The following is a 16,149-nucleotide window of genomic DNA, read 5'->3' as shown; positions in this document are numbered from 1 at the left end:
CGAGTCCCGTCATGCATCCCCAGGGTCTCCTGATCGAGCGCCCCTCAGGCGAGGTCCGCCTCGATGGCCAGGCGGACCGCGTCCGGGCGGTCTCGGAGGCCGGCCTTGGCGAAGAGGTTGTTGATGTGGGTCTTGACCGTGGCCTCGCTGATGAACAGCTTCTCGGCGATGCCCCGGTTCGGCAGGCCGAGGCCGATCAGCGCGAGTACCTCGCGTTCCCTCGGGGTGAGGTCGTCCGGCAGGTCCCGTTTCGTCGGCGTGGGGGCCTTGGCCCGTGCCGTGGCGAGCAGGCGGTCCTGGACCTCGCGGTCCAGGACGGACTGACCGGCCGCGGCAGCTCGGATCGCCCGCGTGATGTCGCGGCGTCCGGCGTTCTTCGTCAGGTATCCGCGGGCTCCCGCGCTCAGTGCGCCGAGGATGGAGTCGTCGTCGGCGAAGGTGGTGAGCACGACCACCGCGACCTCCGGGTGCTGCTCGGCCAGCAGCCGTGTGGCCTCGGTCCCGTCCATCACGGGCATCCTCAGGTCCATCAGCACCACGTCCACCGGTCCGGCCGCGACCGCCTGGAGGACCTCGCGGCCGTTCGACGCCGCTGCCACGACGTCGATGTCCTCGGCCAGGGCGAGTACCGCCGCGAGCGGCTCGCGGACGGCCGCCTGATCGTCGGCCACGACCACTCTCAACCGCTGCCGATCCGTGTCGTCGCTCATGCCGGGATCACTGCCTCCACTTGCCAGCCGTTACGGTGCGGTCCCTCGGTGATCGGGCCCGCGCCGAGCGTTCCGTTCAGGAGCGCCACCCGTTCGCGCATGCCGATCAGGCCCATTCCGCTGCCCACGCCCGCGCTCACCTCGCGGGTCGCCGGCCCGTTGCGGACGCGGAGCGACACCACCTCCGCGGTGTACGTCAGCTCGGCCCGCACCTCGCCGCCGGGAGCGTGCCGGGCCGCGTTGGTGAGGGCCTCCTGCGCGATCCGCAGGAGGTCCTGCGTCACCCGGGCCGGCACGTCGCGCACCGTACCGTTCACGGTGAGGGCGTCGTGGTGGCCCGAGGACTCCAGCATCGCGGTCAAGGTCTCCCGCAGGGGCAGGGCGTCCTCGCGCAGCGCATGCACGGTCCACTGCGCCTGCCTCAGGCTGTCCTTGACCAGTCCGTGCGCCTTGTCATGTGCCTCACGGACCTTGTCCAGGTCGCCGGTGTCCATCAGCGCGTCCGCCAGTTCCAGCTGCATGTTGATCCCCGCGAGCGAGTGCGCCAGCACGTCGTGCACGTCCCTGGCGATCCGGCTGCGTTCGCTGAGCACGGCCGTACGTGCCTCGGCCCGGGCCGCGCGCTCGGCAGCCTCCGCCGCCTCGATGGCCGCCTGTACCGCCTGACGTTGTGTGCGGTTGAGGATGCCCATCACGACCGGCAGACCCGTCAGGAGTCCGAACACCCACGGCAGGGCTTCGTACCCCGGTCCGAGGCGGAAGAACAGGACCGCGCCGCACAGGAGACTGCACAGTCCTGCGAGCACGAGGGCCGGCCGGGTCTCCAGCCGGTAGCCGATGTGACCGGAGAGGAAGAACGCGAAGAGGTAGCCCGTACCGCTGTTGCTGACCCCGATCAGAGCGGCTGCCGCGACGACGCCGACGGTGAGCCAGACCAGTACCAGACGCGGGGGGACCCTGTGCTCGGGCAGACGCCTGGCCAGCAGAGCGGCGGCGTTCACCACGAAGAGAACGGCCACGGCCAGGCCCTGGCCGGTGAACCCCATGGGCCGGATCGTCACCGCGCCCACGACGACCACCGCGAGGCTCGCCACCCACTGCACGCGGGGGTCCTGTCCGGGAACGCGACGCGCACCCGCCCCCGGGCCGAGGTCCGACCTGGGAGGCGGGGCGTTGCGGTCTGCGGGCACGAGCCGAACATACTGCACGTTCAGGCCGCTCGATCGAGCACGGCCACGGGGTGGAGCGCCTTGTGCGTCCTGCTGCGCACGTAGATGGTGGCCACGCGGGTCACCACCTCGGTGAGTGCCATCAGGACGAAGGCCGCCACCCATGCCTGCTGCCCGGTGATGTGGTGCGTGAGGCTGAAGCGGGCGACGTCGTCGGCCCCGCCGGCGTGCTCGACCCACACCTGGAAGCCCATCCTGGCCCCCATGCCCACGACCCACAGGATCGCCGACACGGCACCGGCCTTGATCAGGAGCTGTCCGTCGAGGGCCCGGATGCGGGTGTAGACACCGCCGGCGACGCCGAGGACGGCACCGATCGCCATCAGTGCGGCGATGAGGACGAGGTCGTTGCCTCCGGTGGGGATGGTGTCCAGGTAGGAGTACGCCACGAAGGCCACGATGGCCAGCGGGAGCAGGAACGTCTTACGGTCCAGACGGCCCTCCCGCAGCTGTCGGAAGACGACCAGGATGAGTGCCGCGTCGGTGATCCACTCGGTTGCTGTCATGCCCTCCAGACTGCTGCGCCGCAGCTCGCGGCACCTGCACCCAGGGGTGGAACCCTGGGTGGAACCAGGGTGGAGAGGCACCGACAGGACGCGGGTTCACCACGGAGCGTGCACCGCCACTCCCTGTGCGTTCCCAGCGGAGGTTCGACCAGGCGCGCGCCGAACCCGGTCGGAGGGAATCCCGGTGTCGCTGCCGGCAGTCTTCGCCCTACCCTGCGGCCCATGTACAAGCCTCGACGGGACGATCGACGCCTGGCTGACCGCAGGTTCCCGGCGCCGGCCCGGGGCCGGACGTTCCGCATCCCTACCGTGGGTGCGGACGTGGTCCTGGTCGGGTACTTCTCGGCCAAACAGAAGGACTTCGAGACAGTGATGGCATCGGCGGCCACGACGTTGGCGGCGCACGGCGCTCAGGTCGTGGCGCAGATCGTGCAACGCCGCGGCGTCTCGGACGGCGGGGCCCGGAAGATGGGGCTGCCCTACTCGTCCAGAACCCTGCTGACCTACGGGAAGGTCCGCGAGGTCGCTCTGCGGTGCGAGGAGACCGACGCCGCCGCAGTAGTCTTCACCACCCCGCTGACAGAGCGCCAGCGGCGAACGCTGACAGCCATGCTGGGCCGCCCCGCTACGAGCATCTCCGACGTGCTCACGGCAGGCTGACAAACCTTCGGGACGAAGTGCGTGTCGCACGTCCCGGCTTGGCGTCACGTTCAGCTCGACGACGGCCGAGAGGCCGTACTCGGCTGAGCACGAGGAAGGGCAGCACCATGATCTTCTTCTTACCGGTGGTACTTGTGGCCGCCCTCGCATCCGTCGTCTTTCTCCTGGCCCAGTCCGCCAGGATCGCCTTCACGAAGAGCAGGCGGTGGCCCGGGTGGTGGCGCGCGCTCGCCGGCTGCGCTCTGGCGAGCGGTGCCACAGCCGTGGCGTCGTACGCGATGGGGGCTCTGGTGCTGATGTCGACCGTGGCCGTGGCGCAGGACGGCGGCGCGGACTCGGCGCCGTTCCCTTACAACCACCCGTGTCGCGCCAAGCTGCAGGGGGCGGTGGACTACGAGGTCGACTTCCGCAGCCTGCGCACGGTGTGCGTCATGGGCGACGGTGAGCGTCAGGACGTCGAGGACGTGCCGCAGAGCGTTCGGGTCACGGCCGCCGCGTCGGCTGCCGGTACCGCGTTGCTCGGGGGAATCGCGCTGGCCTCTCGCGAGCGTCTCTCCGCGCGGGCCGGACATGTGCCGGGCACTCCGGGAACCCCGGCTCCCCGGAGTTCACCCAGCGGACGCCGAAGCTCCTGACGGCGTCCATCCCCGCATCATCGAGCTGTACGAGGAGGGTGAGACCATCGCTGCCGCCCTCGGCAGACTGGGCGAGAACGGCACCTTCGGCGAACCCGCGACCCACGGCCGCGTCGAACGCGCCGTCCTGCGGCTTCTGCGCTCCGGCACCGCGTGACGGGCGGGGTCGGCCGTACGTTCGGGGCCGCCGCAGCCGGTCCAGCGCGCACCCAGACGGCGTTGTCAGCGGTGTCGTCACTTCGAGAGGACGTCTCCGCACCACGCGCCGGCCCCCACCCGCTCCAGCGGGTAGGCGAGGGGCGGGCGAGAAGGGCGCTTCGTCAGGCGGAAGCGCAGCCGCGATGACGCTGCCGTGTACGGCGGTGAAATGCGGGCACGCGGACACCCAGGGCGGAATTCAGCGCATCCGCTCAGCACGACGTTATACACAAGGGAATTCGGCGAGGAGTTGCTCCCGCTGTCTTCCACTGGCCGAGGAGTTGTTTTCGCGTGACTGAACACATGTGGAATTACAAGTCGACGTCGGGCCACCTGGCCGGTACCGATCTGACCGGATACAAGGTCGAGGCGACCGACGGCAGCATCGGCAAGGTCGACAAGCACTCCGACGAGGTCGATGACTCCTATCTGGTGGTCGACACCGGCGTGTGGATCTTCGGCAAGGAGGTCCTGTTGCCGGCAAGCACCATCGTGAGGGTCGATCCGGAGGCCGGGAAGGTCTTCGCCGACCTCACCAAGGAGCAGATCAAGAACGCCCCCGAGTTCCACCGGGACAAGCACCTCGGCGACGCCGGCTACCGGGAGGACCTGGGCATCTACTACGGTACCGGCGCCCCCTTCGGCGGCCGCCCCGCCTGATCGACTTCCTGTACGACGAGGCCGGGCCCGACACCCTGGGGTGTCGGGCCCGGCCTGCAAGCCGGGTCGCTTCAGTGCCGGCCGGGCTCCCCGTGCTCACGACCGGTCGTCGGGCAGGTGGAGGTCGAGAACGCAGATGTCATCCCGCCTGTCCTGCCCCAGGTCGGCGAGACGGCGGGCGAGGGAGTGGTGTCCGCCTTGCTCCACCAGCCGGGCCGCCTTGTCGGCGAGGCGGTGGAGACCGGTCTCGATGTCCTCGGCCGGTTCCTCCACGAGGCCGTCCGTGTACAGCAGAAGGTGGTCCCCCGGCTGGAGGACGACCGTCGACTGGCCGTACCGCGCGTCGTGCGTGGCGCCGAGGAGACAGCCGTCGGGTTGGACCAGGAACTCCGCGCTTCCGCCCCGGATCAGGAGGGGCGGCAGATGCCCCGCCCGAGCCCACGTCAGGCACTGGTCCGATGGCCGATAGCGCCCCATGATCATGGTGGCAGTGGCGCCCTGCTCGTTCGACGCCGGGTGGAGAAGCAGGGCGTTGAGCCTGCTGAGGACGTCGGGCGGAGGAGAGCCGGTGACGGCCATCCCCTTGGCGGTGAAGCGGAGCTGGGCCATGGTGCCGACGGCCGGCATTCCGTGCCCGGCAACATCACCCACCACGAACAGGGCGCACTCGTCGGGAAGTTCGATGGCGGAGTACCAGTCACCGCCGACGTTGAGGCCGCGATCGGCCGGTAGATAGGCGACATCGACGCACAAGCCGGCGAGATCCAGGGACTGCGCGGAGACAGGGAGCAGTGCCTCCTGGAGACGGGCGCCGAGAGCTCGTTCGGCCTTGAGCATGCCTCGCTGGAGAAGGTTGTGGCGTTCGCTGTCGCGCAGTGCCAGTTCGGCGTCCTTCAGCACACTGAGGTCCTGGAAGACGCCGTGCACCTCGACGGGGGCACCGTCCGCGTCACGCTCGGCCTCGGCGACGATCCGCAGGTGCCGGAGACCGTACGCGGTGGTGATGCGAAAGGTCTGGTCGATGGGTGCGCCGTCACCGAGGAGCCGCTGGACGCCGGCGCCGAGGGCGGGCAGGTCCTCGGCCGCCAGGTGCTCGGGCAGCTCTTCCAGCCGCATGGGGCCGAGGGCGGGGTCGCGACCGAAGATGATGTAGACCTGGTCGGACCAGGTGATGACGTCCGTGATCAGGTTCCAGCTCGCCCAGCCGAGGTTGCCCAGACGCTGCACCTTCGACAGGAGGCGCGCCTCGCGCTCACTGGCGTCGTGACGAATCCAGGACACCACGAGCCGTCCCTCGAATCGTGAGGAGCGAACCGAGTACACGGACTGCCGGGGGACGCCGGCGTTCACCTCTTCGTAGGCGAACGGTTCGCTGACGAAGGCGGTACCCGTCACCAACGTGCTCAGATAGCCCTCCCACACGGCGGTTCCGGCAACGGTGGGGTACGTCTCCAGGATCCGCCGGCCCACGAGCTCGGTGCCGCGTCGCCCGACCACGTCGACGGCCTCGGGAGAAGCCGCGTCGATCCTGTAGTCCTCCACCTCGCCGCTGTCCGACCTCAGCGGTGTGAGGAGGACCGCGGGCCCCGACAAGGCATCGAAGACTGCCTGAACGGTGGTCACGCCCTCGTCCGACCCCTTGACCTCGCGTGGCGCGCCGTCTCCGCTGAGGGGCCCACCGCACAAGCGGACCGCTCTCCGCAGCAGAGTCCTGGTTCGTGCGTCGAACGGCCCCGCCACACTGCGCAGGAATCCGATGACCGTCGTCATCGGCGCCGAGGCGGGCACGGGAAGCCAGGCACGCGAGGGCCAGCGGTCGGGTGGGTCCCCGATGAGCCGATGCCCCGCGATGTCCTCCGCGAGGTCTTCGAGCCACACCGCCTCCTGGGCGCCGATGACCTCGTGGGCGGCGATGCCGCTCAGCGGAGGCACGTGGCTCCATTGCTCGGCCAGCTCGCCGTCGACACCGGCGCTGCCGATGAGGCGCAGGCTTCCCGCCGCGGCGGCGTAGATCATCACGGCGTCCACGTATTCGGCGTCCTTCAACGCCGACCTGAGGAGTCGCGCGACATCGTCCCCGGTACGGGCCTCCGCCAGGCTCTGGGCCAGTCGCGCCAGCAGGGCACGTTGCGCCGCCGATCGATCGTCGCCGACGACGTACCGACGGGCACTGAACGCGGACTGGGCCGGCTCTCGTGGCAGTAGCGCGTCGGACCCCGCGGATCCCACAGGCGCGGCACCGTTTCCTGTTCCCAGCCTCCCCAGGGTGATCCAGCATTCCTCGAGAAGGCTCCTGCGGCTCTCCTCCGCCCGCTCGAGCAGCAGCTGGTAGGCGGCCTCCGCGGACACGCCCGCTCTCGCCATGACCACGCCTTTGGCACGTTCGAGGACGGCCAGCCTCGAGGCCCCGCTCTCCAGGTCCACGACCTCGGCGCGCAGCCTGGACACGACCTTGGACAGCGCCAGCACCTCGGGGGTCACCCCGCTCGCGCCGGAGGCCGCGCCTTCGCCTTCCATACGTGTGAGCATGCCACGTCAACGGCGCCCTGCGCCCCTGCTGCCTCTCTGCCGCGACGAAGATCGCCTGGTGGCGGTGGCAACCCCGCGCTCGTGCGGCCCGTCGGCTGACGGGCTCCTCAGCCCTTGTCGCGCAGGCGCAGTCGTCAGGAGCGCGCCAGCCGGGCCGCGAGGTAGGGCGCGGTGGCGCTGCGCCGGGACTTCGCCACTTTGGCCGGCGGGCCGGCCGCGACCACCCGCCCGCCGGCGTCGCCGCCGCCCGGGCCGAGGTCGATGACCCAGTCGGCGGTGGCGATCGTGTCCAGGTCGTGTTCGACGAGGACGACGGTGTTGCCTGCGTCGACGAGGCGGTGCAGCTGTCGCAGCAGGAGCGCGATGTCCGAGGGGTGGAGCCCCGCCGTCGGCTCGTCGAGCAGGTACAGGGCGTGCCCGCGGCGGGCTCGTTGCAGTTCGGTGGCCAGTTTGATGCGTTGCGCCTCGCCTCCGCTGAGTTCCGTCGCGGGCTGGCCGAGCCGGAGGTACCCCAGTCCCACCTCGCGCAACGTCTCCAGGCTCCGGGAGGCCGCGGGGACGGCGGACAGGAACTCGGCGGCGTCGTCGACGGACAGCGACAGCACTTCCGCGATGTTCTTTCCGCGGTAGGTGACTTCCAGCGTCTCCGCGTTGTACCGGGCGCCTCCGCAGGTCGGGCAGGGCGCGTATGTGCCGGGCAGGAAGAGCAGTTCCACCGCGACGAATCCTTCGCCCTGGCAGGTCTCGCACCGCCCCTCGGGCACGTTGAAGGAGAACCGCCCGGCCGAGTAGCCGCGCGCCGTGGCTTCGTCAGTCGCCGCGTACAGCTTGCGCACCGCGTCGAACATCCCCGTGTACGTGGCGAGGTTGGACCGGGGCGTCCGGCCGATGGGCCGTTGGTCGACCCGGACCAGCCGGTCGAACGACTCGACCCCCGACGCGTCCTGGACGTCGACCTCCAGCTGCGCTTCGGCGGGCTCCTCGGGTACGAGTCCGAGGTGGCGGCGGACGACCTCGGCGAGCACCTGCGTCACCAACGTCGACTTCCCGGAACCGGAGACGCCCGTCACCGCCGTCAGTACACAGAGCGGTACGTCGACGGACACGTCGTGGAGATTGTGCCGGGAGACGCCGCGCAGGTGCAGCCAGCCGTGCGGTGCGCGCGGGCGGCGACCGAGCGGCTGGACGCGCCCGAACAGGTACCGGCCCGTGGCCGACTCCCCGACCCGCTCCAGACCGGCGACCGGGCCGCTGTACAGCACGTGTCCGCCGCCCTCGCCCGCACCGGGGCCGATGTCGACCACCCAGTCCGCCCGCCTCACCACGTCCATGTCGTGCTCGACGACGAAGAGCGAGTTTCCCGCCGCCTTGAGGCGGTCCAGCACCTCCAGCAGTGGTTCCGCGTCGGCGTGGTGCAGTCCTGCGGAGGGTTCGTCGAGGACGTAGACCACGCCGAACAGCCCGGAGCGCAGCTGGGTGGCGATCCTCAGGCGCTGCGCCTCGCCCGGCGACAGGGTCGTCGAGCGGCGTCCGAGGCTGAGATACCCAAGGCCCAGGTCGAGCAGCACCTCGATGCGCGCGACGAGGTCGCCGCAGATCCGGACCGCGACCTCGGTCGTCTCACCGGATCGGGCGGTCGACGTGGTGGCGTCGGCCTCGGCCCGCCCCGCGACGGGCCGCAGCAGCGCCGCGACCTCGGTGAGCGGCATGGCGTTGATCTCGGCGATGGAATGTCCGGCGAAGGTCACGGCGAGCGCCTCGGGCCTCAGTCCGCTGCCGTCACACGCGGGGCAGGGCACGCTCTTGACGAACCGGAGCGCCCGTTCGCGCGTCTTCTCGCTCATGGAGTCGGCGAGGACGTGCATGACGTGCTTGCGGGCGCTCCAGAACTTCCCCTGGTATCCGTAGTCGACGCGGCCCTCCTCCGGCTCCACGTACACGGAGGGCTGCTCGTCGGTGTACAGCAGCCAGTCCCGGTCCCTCTTCCTGAGCCTTCGCCACGGTCGGTCGATGTCGATTCCCAGGCCGTTCACGACACTGCGCAGGTTGGCGCCCTGCCAGGCGCCCGGCCAGGCGGCGATGGCCCCCTCCCGGATGCTCAGGGAGGGATCCGGGACGAGCAGGTCTTCGGCGACGTCGTGCACGGCCCCCAGCCCGTGGCACTCGGGGCAGGCGCCGGCCGTGGTGTTGGGGGAGAACGACTCGGCTTCCAGCCGTGCGGCCCGGGGCGGATAGGTGCCGGCTCGGGAGTACAGCATGCGCAGCAGATTCGACAGCGTGGTGAGGGTTCCGACCGTCGAACGCGAGCTGGGCGATCCACGTCGCTGCTGCAGGGCCACGGCCGGCGGCAGCCCGGTGATCTCCTGCACGTGGGGTGCGCCGACCTGTTGCAACAGCCTTCGGGCGTACGGTGCGACGGACTCGAAGTAACGCCGCTGGGCCTCCGCGTAGAGCGTGCCGAACGCGAGCGAGGACTTGCCCGAACCGGAGACGCCGGTGAAGGCGACCAGCGCGTTCCGCGGAACGTCGACGTCGACGTTCCGCAGGTTGTTCTCGCCGGCGCCCCTGACACGCACGAAAGGGTCGGTCGCGTCCTCGTTCACCGTTCCTGACTACCTGATCGCGCCGCGAACCGCGCGACAGCCGCCGCCACCCGGGCCCGCTCCTGAAAAAATCGAGGCTGCTTCGCCGAGTGCCGACCGGGGGCGTCACCGGTCCGCATCGTTCGATGTTCAGGTTTCGCGAATCCGGAATCGCAAATCGTATAATTCAGGCATGGAGTCGGTGAGGCCTCGGACCCGCTGGACGTTCGTCACGAACCACGCCCGGATCCTCGCCATGGTCCTGCGCGATCCGCAGGTCCGGCTGCGTGACCTGGCCCAGTGCTGTGGGCTCACCGAGCGGGCGGCCGGGGCCATCGTCGGCGATCTGGAGCACGCGGGGTACCTCACCCGGGTACGGCATGGTCGCCGCAACCACTACAGGGTCACGCCCGGAACCCACTTCCGCCACCCGGCCGAGGGAGACCACGAGATCGCGGACCTCCTGCACCTGCTGGCCCACCTCGCCCCGACGTCCGCGGCGGCCGCCCCGTCCTCCCCCGGCGGTGACCACCGCCGGCCGCCCCGTCCGGTGGACCGACGCACCGACGCGGGACCGGGGCCTGCCGTGCCTTCGCCCCCTGCCGGCCGCTCTTCCCGAGTACCGGGGTCCACAGGGAGCCGGCCATGACCTCTCCTTCGGACGACCGGGCGCCGCTCCCTCCGGCGGCGCGCACCAGCAGCGCCATGCGCCCTTCTGCCGACGGGGTCGTGTTCGAGCCGGGGCCCCTGCGTGGGCTGGCCCGCGTGCGTGGTGCGATCGACGCGGAAGACAGCGGAGGACTGCGGAGGGAGCTCGTCGCGGCTCTGGAATGCAGCCGCGACGGCCTCGACGTCGACCTCTCCGCCGTCACCTTCTGCGACACGACCGGCCTGCACACCCTGCTGGACCTGAACCGGCTGGCCCTGGAATCCGGGAAGTCACTTGTGCTCAGCGCCCTCAGCCGACCGGTCGCCCGGCTGCTGCGTCTGAGCGGGGTGGAGCATGTACTGACCGTCCGCGCCTGGCCGCCCCCGCGCGTCCGGCAGGGCCGAGAGCCCGCAGACCGGGAGGCCACCGCGGCGAGTGACCGGACAGGCCTGGGCGAAGTCCTGGCGGCGGCCGAGGGTGCCGCGCCGGTGCGCTCTCTCGACGTGGTGGCGCGCAATCTGCGCGACCGGTTCGACGCCAGATACGTGTCGTTCCTGTTCCTCGACACCGTCGGCCGGCGCCTCCTGCGGGTCCACGACACAGCGGCCGAGCCGCCGCAGCAGCCCGCCGAGCAGGTCCCCCTCGCCGGCAGCAGCGTCTACGACGACGTGCTGCGCTACCAAGAGCTGATAGTGGCCGCAGACGGTACGGCCGGGAAACGGGTGCTCGCCCCGGTCACCAACCGCGGCGACGTCATCGGCGTCCTGGAACTGTTCCTCGCCCAGGTCACACCAGAGGTGTCCACGCAGGTCCAAGAGGCCGCCCACGCGCTCGCGTACATCATCGTCACCGACCGCCGGTTCACCGACCTCTACCACTGGGGCAACCGCACCACCCCCCACGTCAGCCTCTCCGCTGAGATCCAGCGCCAGCTCCTGCCTTCCGCCGCGTGCTGCGAAGCCCCCGAGTTCACCTTGGCCTGCGCCCTGGTCCAGGCCTCCGAGATCGCGGGCGACACCTACGACTACAGCCTCGACACCCACACCCTGCACCTGTCGATCACGGACGCCATGGGCCACGACGTCGACGCCGCGCTCATGGCCACCCTTCTGGTCAACGCCTCCCGCGGCGCCCGCCGCGCCGGCAGCGACCTCGCCGAACAGGCCCGCCAGACCCACCAGGCCCTCCTCGACCACGGCCGCCACACCTTCGCCACCGGCCAGCTTCTGCGCATCGCCCTGGACGGAACCAGCTCCCGCATCGTCAACGCCGGCCACCCCTGGCCCTACCTCCTGCGCGACGGCACGGTCACCGAGATGCCCCTGACCATCGACATGCCTTTCGGGGTCCCCGCCCAGGGCGCCTACCAGGTCCATGACCTCGACCTGCGCCCTGGTGACCGCCTGCTGCTCCACACCGACGGCATGCGGGAACGCGAAGCCGAAGCGGTGGACCTGCCCGCCCTCCTGCGCAAGACCGAAGCCGAGCACCCGCGTGAAGTCGTACGCACCCTGGTCGGCGCGGTCACCGACGTGTACGGCGGCCGCCCGCCGAGAGACGACGCCACCGTCCTCTGTCTGGACTGGCACGGGCCCGCGTGAGCCCGGGAAGACGGCGCCGGTGCCGACGCTCCGGCGCGTACCTGACCGTTGTACTACTCCTCGACGGTCACCCGAACCGTCTGGACCGTGGTGTCCGCCGCGTCCGGTACGACCATGCCGGCGTCGACGCCTCCGCGCAGGTAGCGCAGTACGCCGGCATGGAGCCTTTCGCCGGGCAGCGCGGCAGGGATGCCGGGGGGATAGGGGGTGAGCATCTCGGCGCTGACGCGGCCGGCGGCCTTGTCCCACGGGACCTGCTCGACGCGCCCGAAGAAGGCGTCTCGCGGCAGTACGGCCTGCTCCAGCCGCAACTCAGCGGGGTCGGGAACATGCGGCCGGGGTGCCGGGCGCAGCTCGTCGACGTGATCGACGAGGTCACCGAGGGCGGCGATCAGCGCGTCGGCAGTGGCGGTGTCGTCCGCGTGGGTGAGCTGGGCGCTGGTGCGTCGGTGGTCGGACAGGTGCAGGTTGACGTGGTGGTGGGATCGGATCCAGTCGGCGATCCGATAGCCGCTGGTGCCGAGCGCGGTGACGTCGATGATGACCTGGAGGGGGTCCAGGTCGGCCGCGCGGCCGGGCCCGCAGAAGTCGTCGCGCCCGTGGACGTGGAGCCCGTCGATGTCGGCGATCCGGGCCCGTGCGGACGTCGCAAGGGCGAGCGCGTCGTCGTAGAGGGCGTGCCCGTGCTGCACCATCTGGCGGCGCCAGCCGTCGAGGGCCGCGTAGACGAGGACGGAGGGGCTGGTGGTCCCCAGCAGGTCCTCGCGGCTCTTCAGGGTCTCCGGTGCGATCAGGTCACCCTGCAGATGGAACACCGAGCTCTGTTCGAGTCCTGAGCCCATCTTGTGCACGGAGGTGACACAGACGTCCGCGCCGGCGTCCATCGCCCAGGTCGGCAGCTCTGGATGGAACGGCAGATGAGCGCCCCAGGCTTCGTCGACGATGAGGGGCACACCGTGCTCGTGGCACGCTTCGGCGATGGCGGGAAGGTCTGAGCAGGTGCCATAGGGCGTCGGAGTGGTGACCAGGGCTCCCCGCGCGTCGGGATGGTCGGCGAATGCGGCGCGGAAGGACTCGGCGGACGGCGGATGGGCGAGATGCCGCTCCGCGTCCCACTGAGGATCGACCCAGACCGGCACGATGCCGGCGAGGACGAGTCCGGAGACCACCGACTTGTGGGCGTCTCGTCCCACGAGCAGCTTCTCGTGGGGCCCGGCCGCCGACAGCATGGCGGCCTTGACCGAGAGTGAGCTGCCGCAGGTCGAGAAGAACGTGTGCTCCGCGCCGACGGCGTCCGCCATCAGCTCCTGGGCTTCCGCGATCACGCCCTGGGACGACGTACGGTCGTCCAGGCCGCTGATGGCGAGGACATCGGACCGGAACACGCTCTCGCCGAGGACGGCCCGCACGCGCGGATCCGCGCCGCGCCCCTGCTTGTGGCCGGGCGGTGTGAAGGGCGTCTGGTTCGTTGCGTGGTACGCGGCCAGCGCGTCGAGCACGGGTGCCTTCGAATGGTCCATGGACAGCGGGTTCCCCCAAAAGGGGCGAAAACACCTTGCTGTCAGTCCACGGCTGTCGTGTCGGGAGCCGCGCCACGAGGGGGGAAGGCTTGGCTTCAGACTTCCTGGGCCCGGTGGAACAGCCGATGCAGTCCGTGCCGACGCAGCGCGGCGCGGGCCGCGTTCGCCCCTGGTGCTCCGTGCACGCCGCCTCCGGGGTGCGCCGCCGCGGAGGCCAGGTAGAGGCCTTCGACGGGAGTCTCGGGGCGTCCTGTCCCGGGCGTGGGCCGGAAGATCGCCTGTTGATGCAAGGCGGTGGTCCCGTTGTTGACGGCGCCGTTGTGGAGGTTCTCGTCCAAGGCCTGGAGGGTGGGGGGCGACAGGATCCGGCGGGCGCCGATCAGCGCCCGGAAGCCGGGGGCGAAACGTTCCACCTGCTTCTCGACGCGGTCGGCCATCGCCTCCTGCTCGCCCGCCGACCACTGGCCCGTGATGCCGTCGGGCCCCGCGTCGGAGATGATGCGCTGCGGTACGTGGGTGTAGGCCCACGCCGACTCCGTACCGGAGGGCGAGCGGCTGGAGTCCGCGGTCGTCATCTGGCCCATGAGCGCGAACGGCGCGTCGGGCACGTGCCCCATGGCGAGCTGCGCCGCGAACCGGGTCAGTCCGTCCACACCGTCGGCCACATGGACCGTCCCCGCGCCGGTCGCTCCCCGAGCCGTCCACGGCACGGGGCCGGTGAGCGCCCAGTCGACCTTGAAGGTCGCGAAGTCCCAGTGAAAGCGTTCCAGGTCACGCACGAGACGGGGCGGAAGGTGCTCCTCACCGACGAGCTCGCGATACAGCGCCGGGGCCGAGGTGTCGGCCAGTACGGCCCGTTGTGCGTCGACCGTCTCACCGCGGGCCGTCCTGATCCCGACCGCCGTGCCCGCACGCACCACGACCGACGCGACGCGCTCCCCGCAGCGCAGGACTCCCCCACGACGCCGCAGGCGGCGCACCAGCGCGGCGGTCAGCGCGCCGGCTCCGCCGACGGGGACGGGAAACCCTTGGCTCTGGCCCAGCATCGACATCAGCCAGCCGAAACCGCCGCTGCCCGCTGCCTCGGGTGTCAGGTCGGCGTGCAGCGCGTTCCCGGTCAGCAGGAGCCGCCCGCCCTCCCCCGCGAACTCCTCCTCCCCCAGGCGTCGCACGGGCAGCGTCAGTTTGCGCGCGAGGCGGAGCCCGCCCGCGGCACGGAGTTCCCTGGCCAGGCGGAGCCCGGCGCGGACCGGAGGGAAGGGCGTGAACAGGGCCTCCACGAGGTCCGGCCCGATCCTTTCCCATGTTCCGTACATGCTGTCCCAGGCCTCGGCGTCGGCTCCGGCGAACTGCGCCAGCCCGGCCGCGGTGTCCTGGACCCTGCGTTCGAGCACCGCGCACCGGCCGTCCAGGAGAGGGTGCGCCAGCACGCGCGGAGCATGGCTCCAGCGCAGTCCCTCGGCGGCCAGATCGAGACGCGCGAGGACCGGCGAAGCGGCGGCGAGCGGATAGAAGGCGCTGAAGACGTCGGAGACGTAGTCCGGGTGCACCCCGCGGTCGCTGCGCACCGCACCGCCGGGCTCGTTCTGGGCCTCCAGGACGGCCACCGTCCATCCGGCGTCGAGCAGGAGATTCGCGGCCACCAGCCCGTTCGGCCCCGCGCCGATGACGACCGCGTCAGGCATGACCGCTCCTGTGGTGATCCTGCTCCACGGTCCTGGCCAGGCGAGCCAGCATGCCGCGGTGCCGGAGCTGGAGGGCTGCGTCACTGACGGGGTTGTGCAAGGTTCCGCCCAGGCCGCGCAGCGGGTGCTCGTCGCAGACGACCAGGGTCTCCTCGCCCCACGGCTTGAGCTGCAGAAAGATCCTTGCCGTACCGAGAGCCCCGAACGCCGCCTCCAGTTCCAGCTCACGGCCGGGATCGACATGCCGGACCGTGGTGGTCCCCTCTCCGGACCAGGGGCCCAGCCGGACGGTGTAGCCGAGCCGGGACCCGACCTCCGGCCAGGAAGAGTCGAGTGGCGTGGAATCGGACGGACCCACCACCCACTCGCCGTAGCGGCTCGGGTCGGCGAGTACGGCCCACACGTCGCTCGGGGGGCGGTGGACAAGCCGATGGCGGACGGCCATGAGGATCCTCTCCCTACGGGAACAACTGCCTGAACATGGCGAACCTGCTCTGCTGGGGCCCGGACGTGGGGCCGGTGCCTGAACGAGGGCCCGGGCCCTCGCGCTCCCCGGGCACGACGGACCTCTCGCCGCATCGCGCCCCGGTGATGGTGCGGCTGCCCCGAAAGCACCGCATCTCACGCAGGCGTCCAGGGCAATCCATGTCCACGCGCGCGTGCCCTCGTTCGCGGCGTGGCGCACGGCCGGTCCCGGGGTCCGAGGGCCACGGCGGCCCGCCGTACACGGGGCATGTCGTCGGCCGCGCCGGGGACGTACTCGCCCGACAGGGGATCGCAGTGGCTATCCCCCACGTCAACCGCATCGGCTACGACACCGACGCCAGGGGGCGGGGCCGACGAGGATTCCCCGTCAGCCCGGCGTTGCCTGCTTGAAGGAACTCGTGAAGGGCAGGTGCGCTGACGACGGCACCCCGCCCGCTGGTCAAAGCAGGGGAGGGGCCCGCCGCGCGGTCGCCGACGGTGTCGGCGTGTGGGACGTGGG

General features: G+C 71.0%; 13 protein-coding genes and 1 pseudogene. 6 read left to right on the top strand and 8 right to left on the bottom strand.

What is annotated here, in order from left to right; translation table 11 throughout:
* Positions 1-44: 44 nt before the first annotated feature.
* The 3 genes from AMK27_RS11800 to AMK27_RS11790 are packed head-to-tail and all read right to left on the bottom strand — an operon-like array spanning position 45 to position 2,445.
* Complete coding sequence (locus AMK27_RS11800) at positions 45-710, bottom strand: response regulator transcription factor (RefSeq protein ID WP_073905311.1); 666 nt, start codon at positions 708-710, stop codon at positions 45-47.
* Entirely contained in the window at positions 707-1,918 is a 1,212-nt protein-coding gene (locus tag AMK27_RS11795) for a sensor histidine kinase (RefSeq protein WP_073905309.1), read from the bottom strand. Before AMK27_RS11795 ends, AMK27_RS11800 begins: the two co-directional genes overlap by 4 nt.
* Before the next feature lie 2 nt (positions 1,919-1,920).
* Positions 1,921-2,445, bottom strand: coding sequence for a hypothetical protein (locus tag AMK27_RS11790; RefSeq protein WP_073905307.1), 525 nt, complete (start codon positions 2,443-2,445; stop codon positions 1,921-1,923).
* A gap of 222 nt (positions 2,446-2,667) precedes the next feature.
* On the opposite strand from AMK27_RS11790, the gene AMK27_RS11785 reads away from it, so the two are divergent.
* The 3 genes from AMK27_RS11785 to AMK27_RS11770 all read left to right on the top strand — a co-directional run bounded on the left by AMK27_RS11785 (position 2,668) and on the right by AMK27_RS11770 (position 4,598).
* Entirely contained in the window at positions 2,668-3,105 is a 438-nt protein-coding gene (locus tag AMK27_RS11785) for a hypothetical protein (protein ID WP_241847431.1), read from the top strand.
* A 107-nt stretch (positions 3,106-3,212) separates the two neighbouring features.
* Positions 3,213-3,740, top strand: coding sequence for a hypothetical protein (locus AMK27_RS11780; RefSeq protein WP_073905305.1), 528 nt, complete (start codon positions 3,213-3,215; stop codon positions 3,738-3,740).
* 489 nt (positions 3,741-4,229) lie between these two features.
* On the top strand, positions 4,230-4,598 hold the full coding sequence (locus AMK27_RS11770; RefSeq protein WP_073905301.1) for a PRC-barrel domain-containing protein: 369 nt from the start codon (positions 4,230-4,232) through the stop codon (positions 4,596-4,598).
* A 96-nt stretch (positions 4,599-4,694) separates the two neighbouring features.
* Here AMK27_RS11770 and AMK27_RS11765 read toward each other — a convergent pair whose 3' ends face one another.
* Together AMK27_RS11765 and uvrA are read right to left on the bottom strand one after the other, a co-directional pair.
* Complete coding sequence (locus AMK27_RS11765; protein WP_073906062.1) at positions 4,695-7,115, bottom strand: SpoIIE family protein phosphatase; 2,421 nt, start codon at positions 7,113-7,115, stop codon at positions 4,695-4,697.
* Between the two features lie 146 nt (positions 7,116-7,261).
* Positions 7,262-9,730, bottom strand: a complete 2,469-nt coding sequence (uvrA, locus tag AMK27_RS11760) for an excinuclease ABC subunit UvrA (RefSeq protein ID WP_073905299.1) — start codon at positions 9,728-9,730, stop codon at positions 7,262-7,264.
* A gap of 172 nt (positions 9,731-9,902) precedes the next feature.
* Here uvrA and AMK27_RS44325 point away from each other — a divergent pair, with 172 nt between their 5' ends.
* From AMK27_RS44325 to AMK27_RS11745, 3 genes and pseudogenes are all read left to right on the top strand, one after another.
* Positions 9,903-10,358, top strand: a complete 456-nt coding sequence (locus tag AMK27_RS44325) for a winged helix-turn-helix domain-containing protein (protein WP_073905297.1) — start codon at positions 9,903-9,905, stop codon at positions 10,356-10,358.
* Positions 10,355-10,714, top strand: a pseudogene (locus tag AMK27_RS43590) (STAS domain-containing protein); the annotation flags it as partial. The gene AMK27_RS44325 and the pseudogene AMK27_RS43590, both read left to right, overlap by 4 nt.
* Positions 10,715-10,807: 93 nt before the next feature.
* Complete coding sequence (locus AMK27_RS11745; RefSeq protein ID WP_073906060.1) at positions 10,808-11,959, top strand: PP2C family protein-serine/threonine phosphatase; 1,152 nt, start codon at positions 10,808-10,810, stop codon at positions 11,957-11,959.
* 53 nt (positions 11,960-12,012) lie between these two features.
* Here the strand turns inward: AMK27_RS11745 and AMK27_RS11740 are convergent, their stop codons facing one another.
* The 3 genes from AMK27_RS11740 to AMK27_RS11730 form a co-directional block, all read right to left on the bottom strand.
* Positions 12,013-13,479 (bottom strand): aminotransferase class I/II-fold pyridoxal phosphate-dependent enzyme, encoded by a 1,467-nt coding sequence (locus AMK27_RS11740; RefSeq protein ID WP_073905295.1) that lies wholly within the window; start codon positions 13,477-13,479, stop codon positions 12,013-12,015.
* Between the two features lie 95 nt (positions 13,480-13,574).
* On the bottom strand, positions 13,575-15,164 hold the full coding sequence (locus tag AMK27_RS11735; RefSeq protein ID WP_073905293.1) for a phytoene desaturase family protein: 1,590 nt from the start codon (positions 15,162-15,164) through the stop codon (positions 13,575-13,577).
* Entirely contained in the window at positions 15,157-15,609 is a 453-nt protein-coding gene (locus AMK27_RS11730) for an SRPBCC family protein (RefSeq protein WP_073905291.1), read from the bottom strand. The genes AMK27_RS11735 and AMK27_RS11730 overlap by 8 nt, the downstream gene beginning before the upstream one ends.
* Positions 15,610-16,149 lie beyond the last annotated feature (540 nt).

Source organism: Streptomyces sp. CB02009 (genome assembly GCF_001905825.1).
Classification (GTDB): Bacteria; Actinomycetota; Actinomycetes; order Streptomycetales; family Streptomycetaceae; genus Streptomyces.
This window is presented reverse-complemented; position numbering and strand designations above follow the sequence as displayed.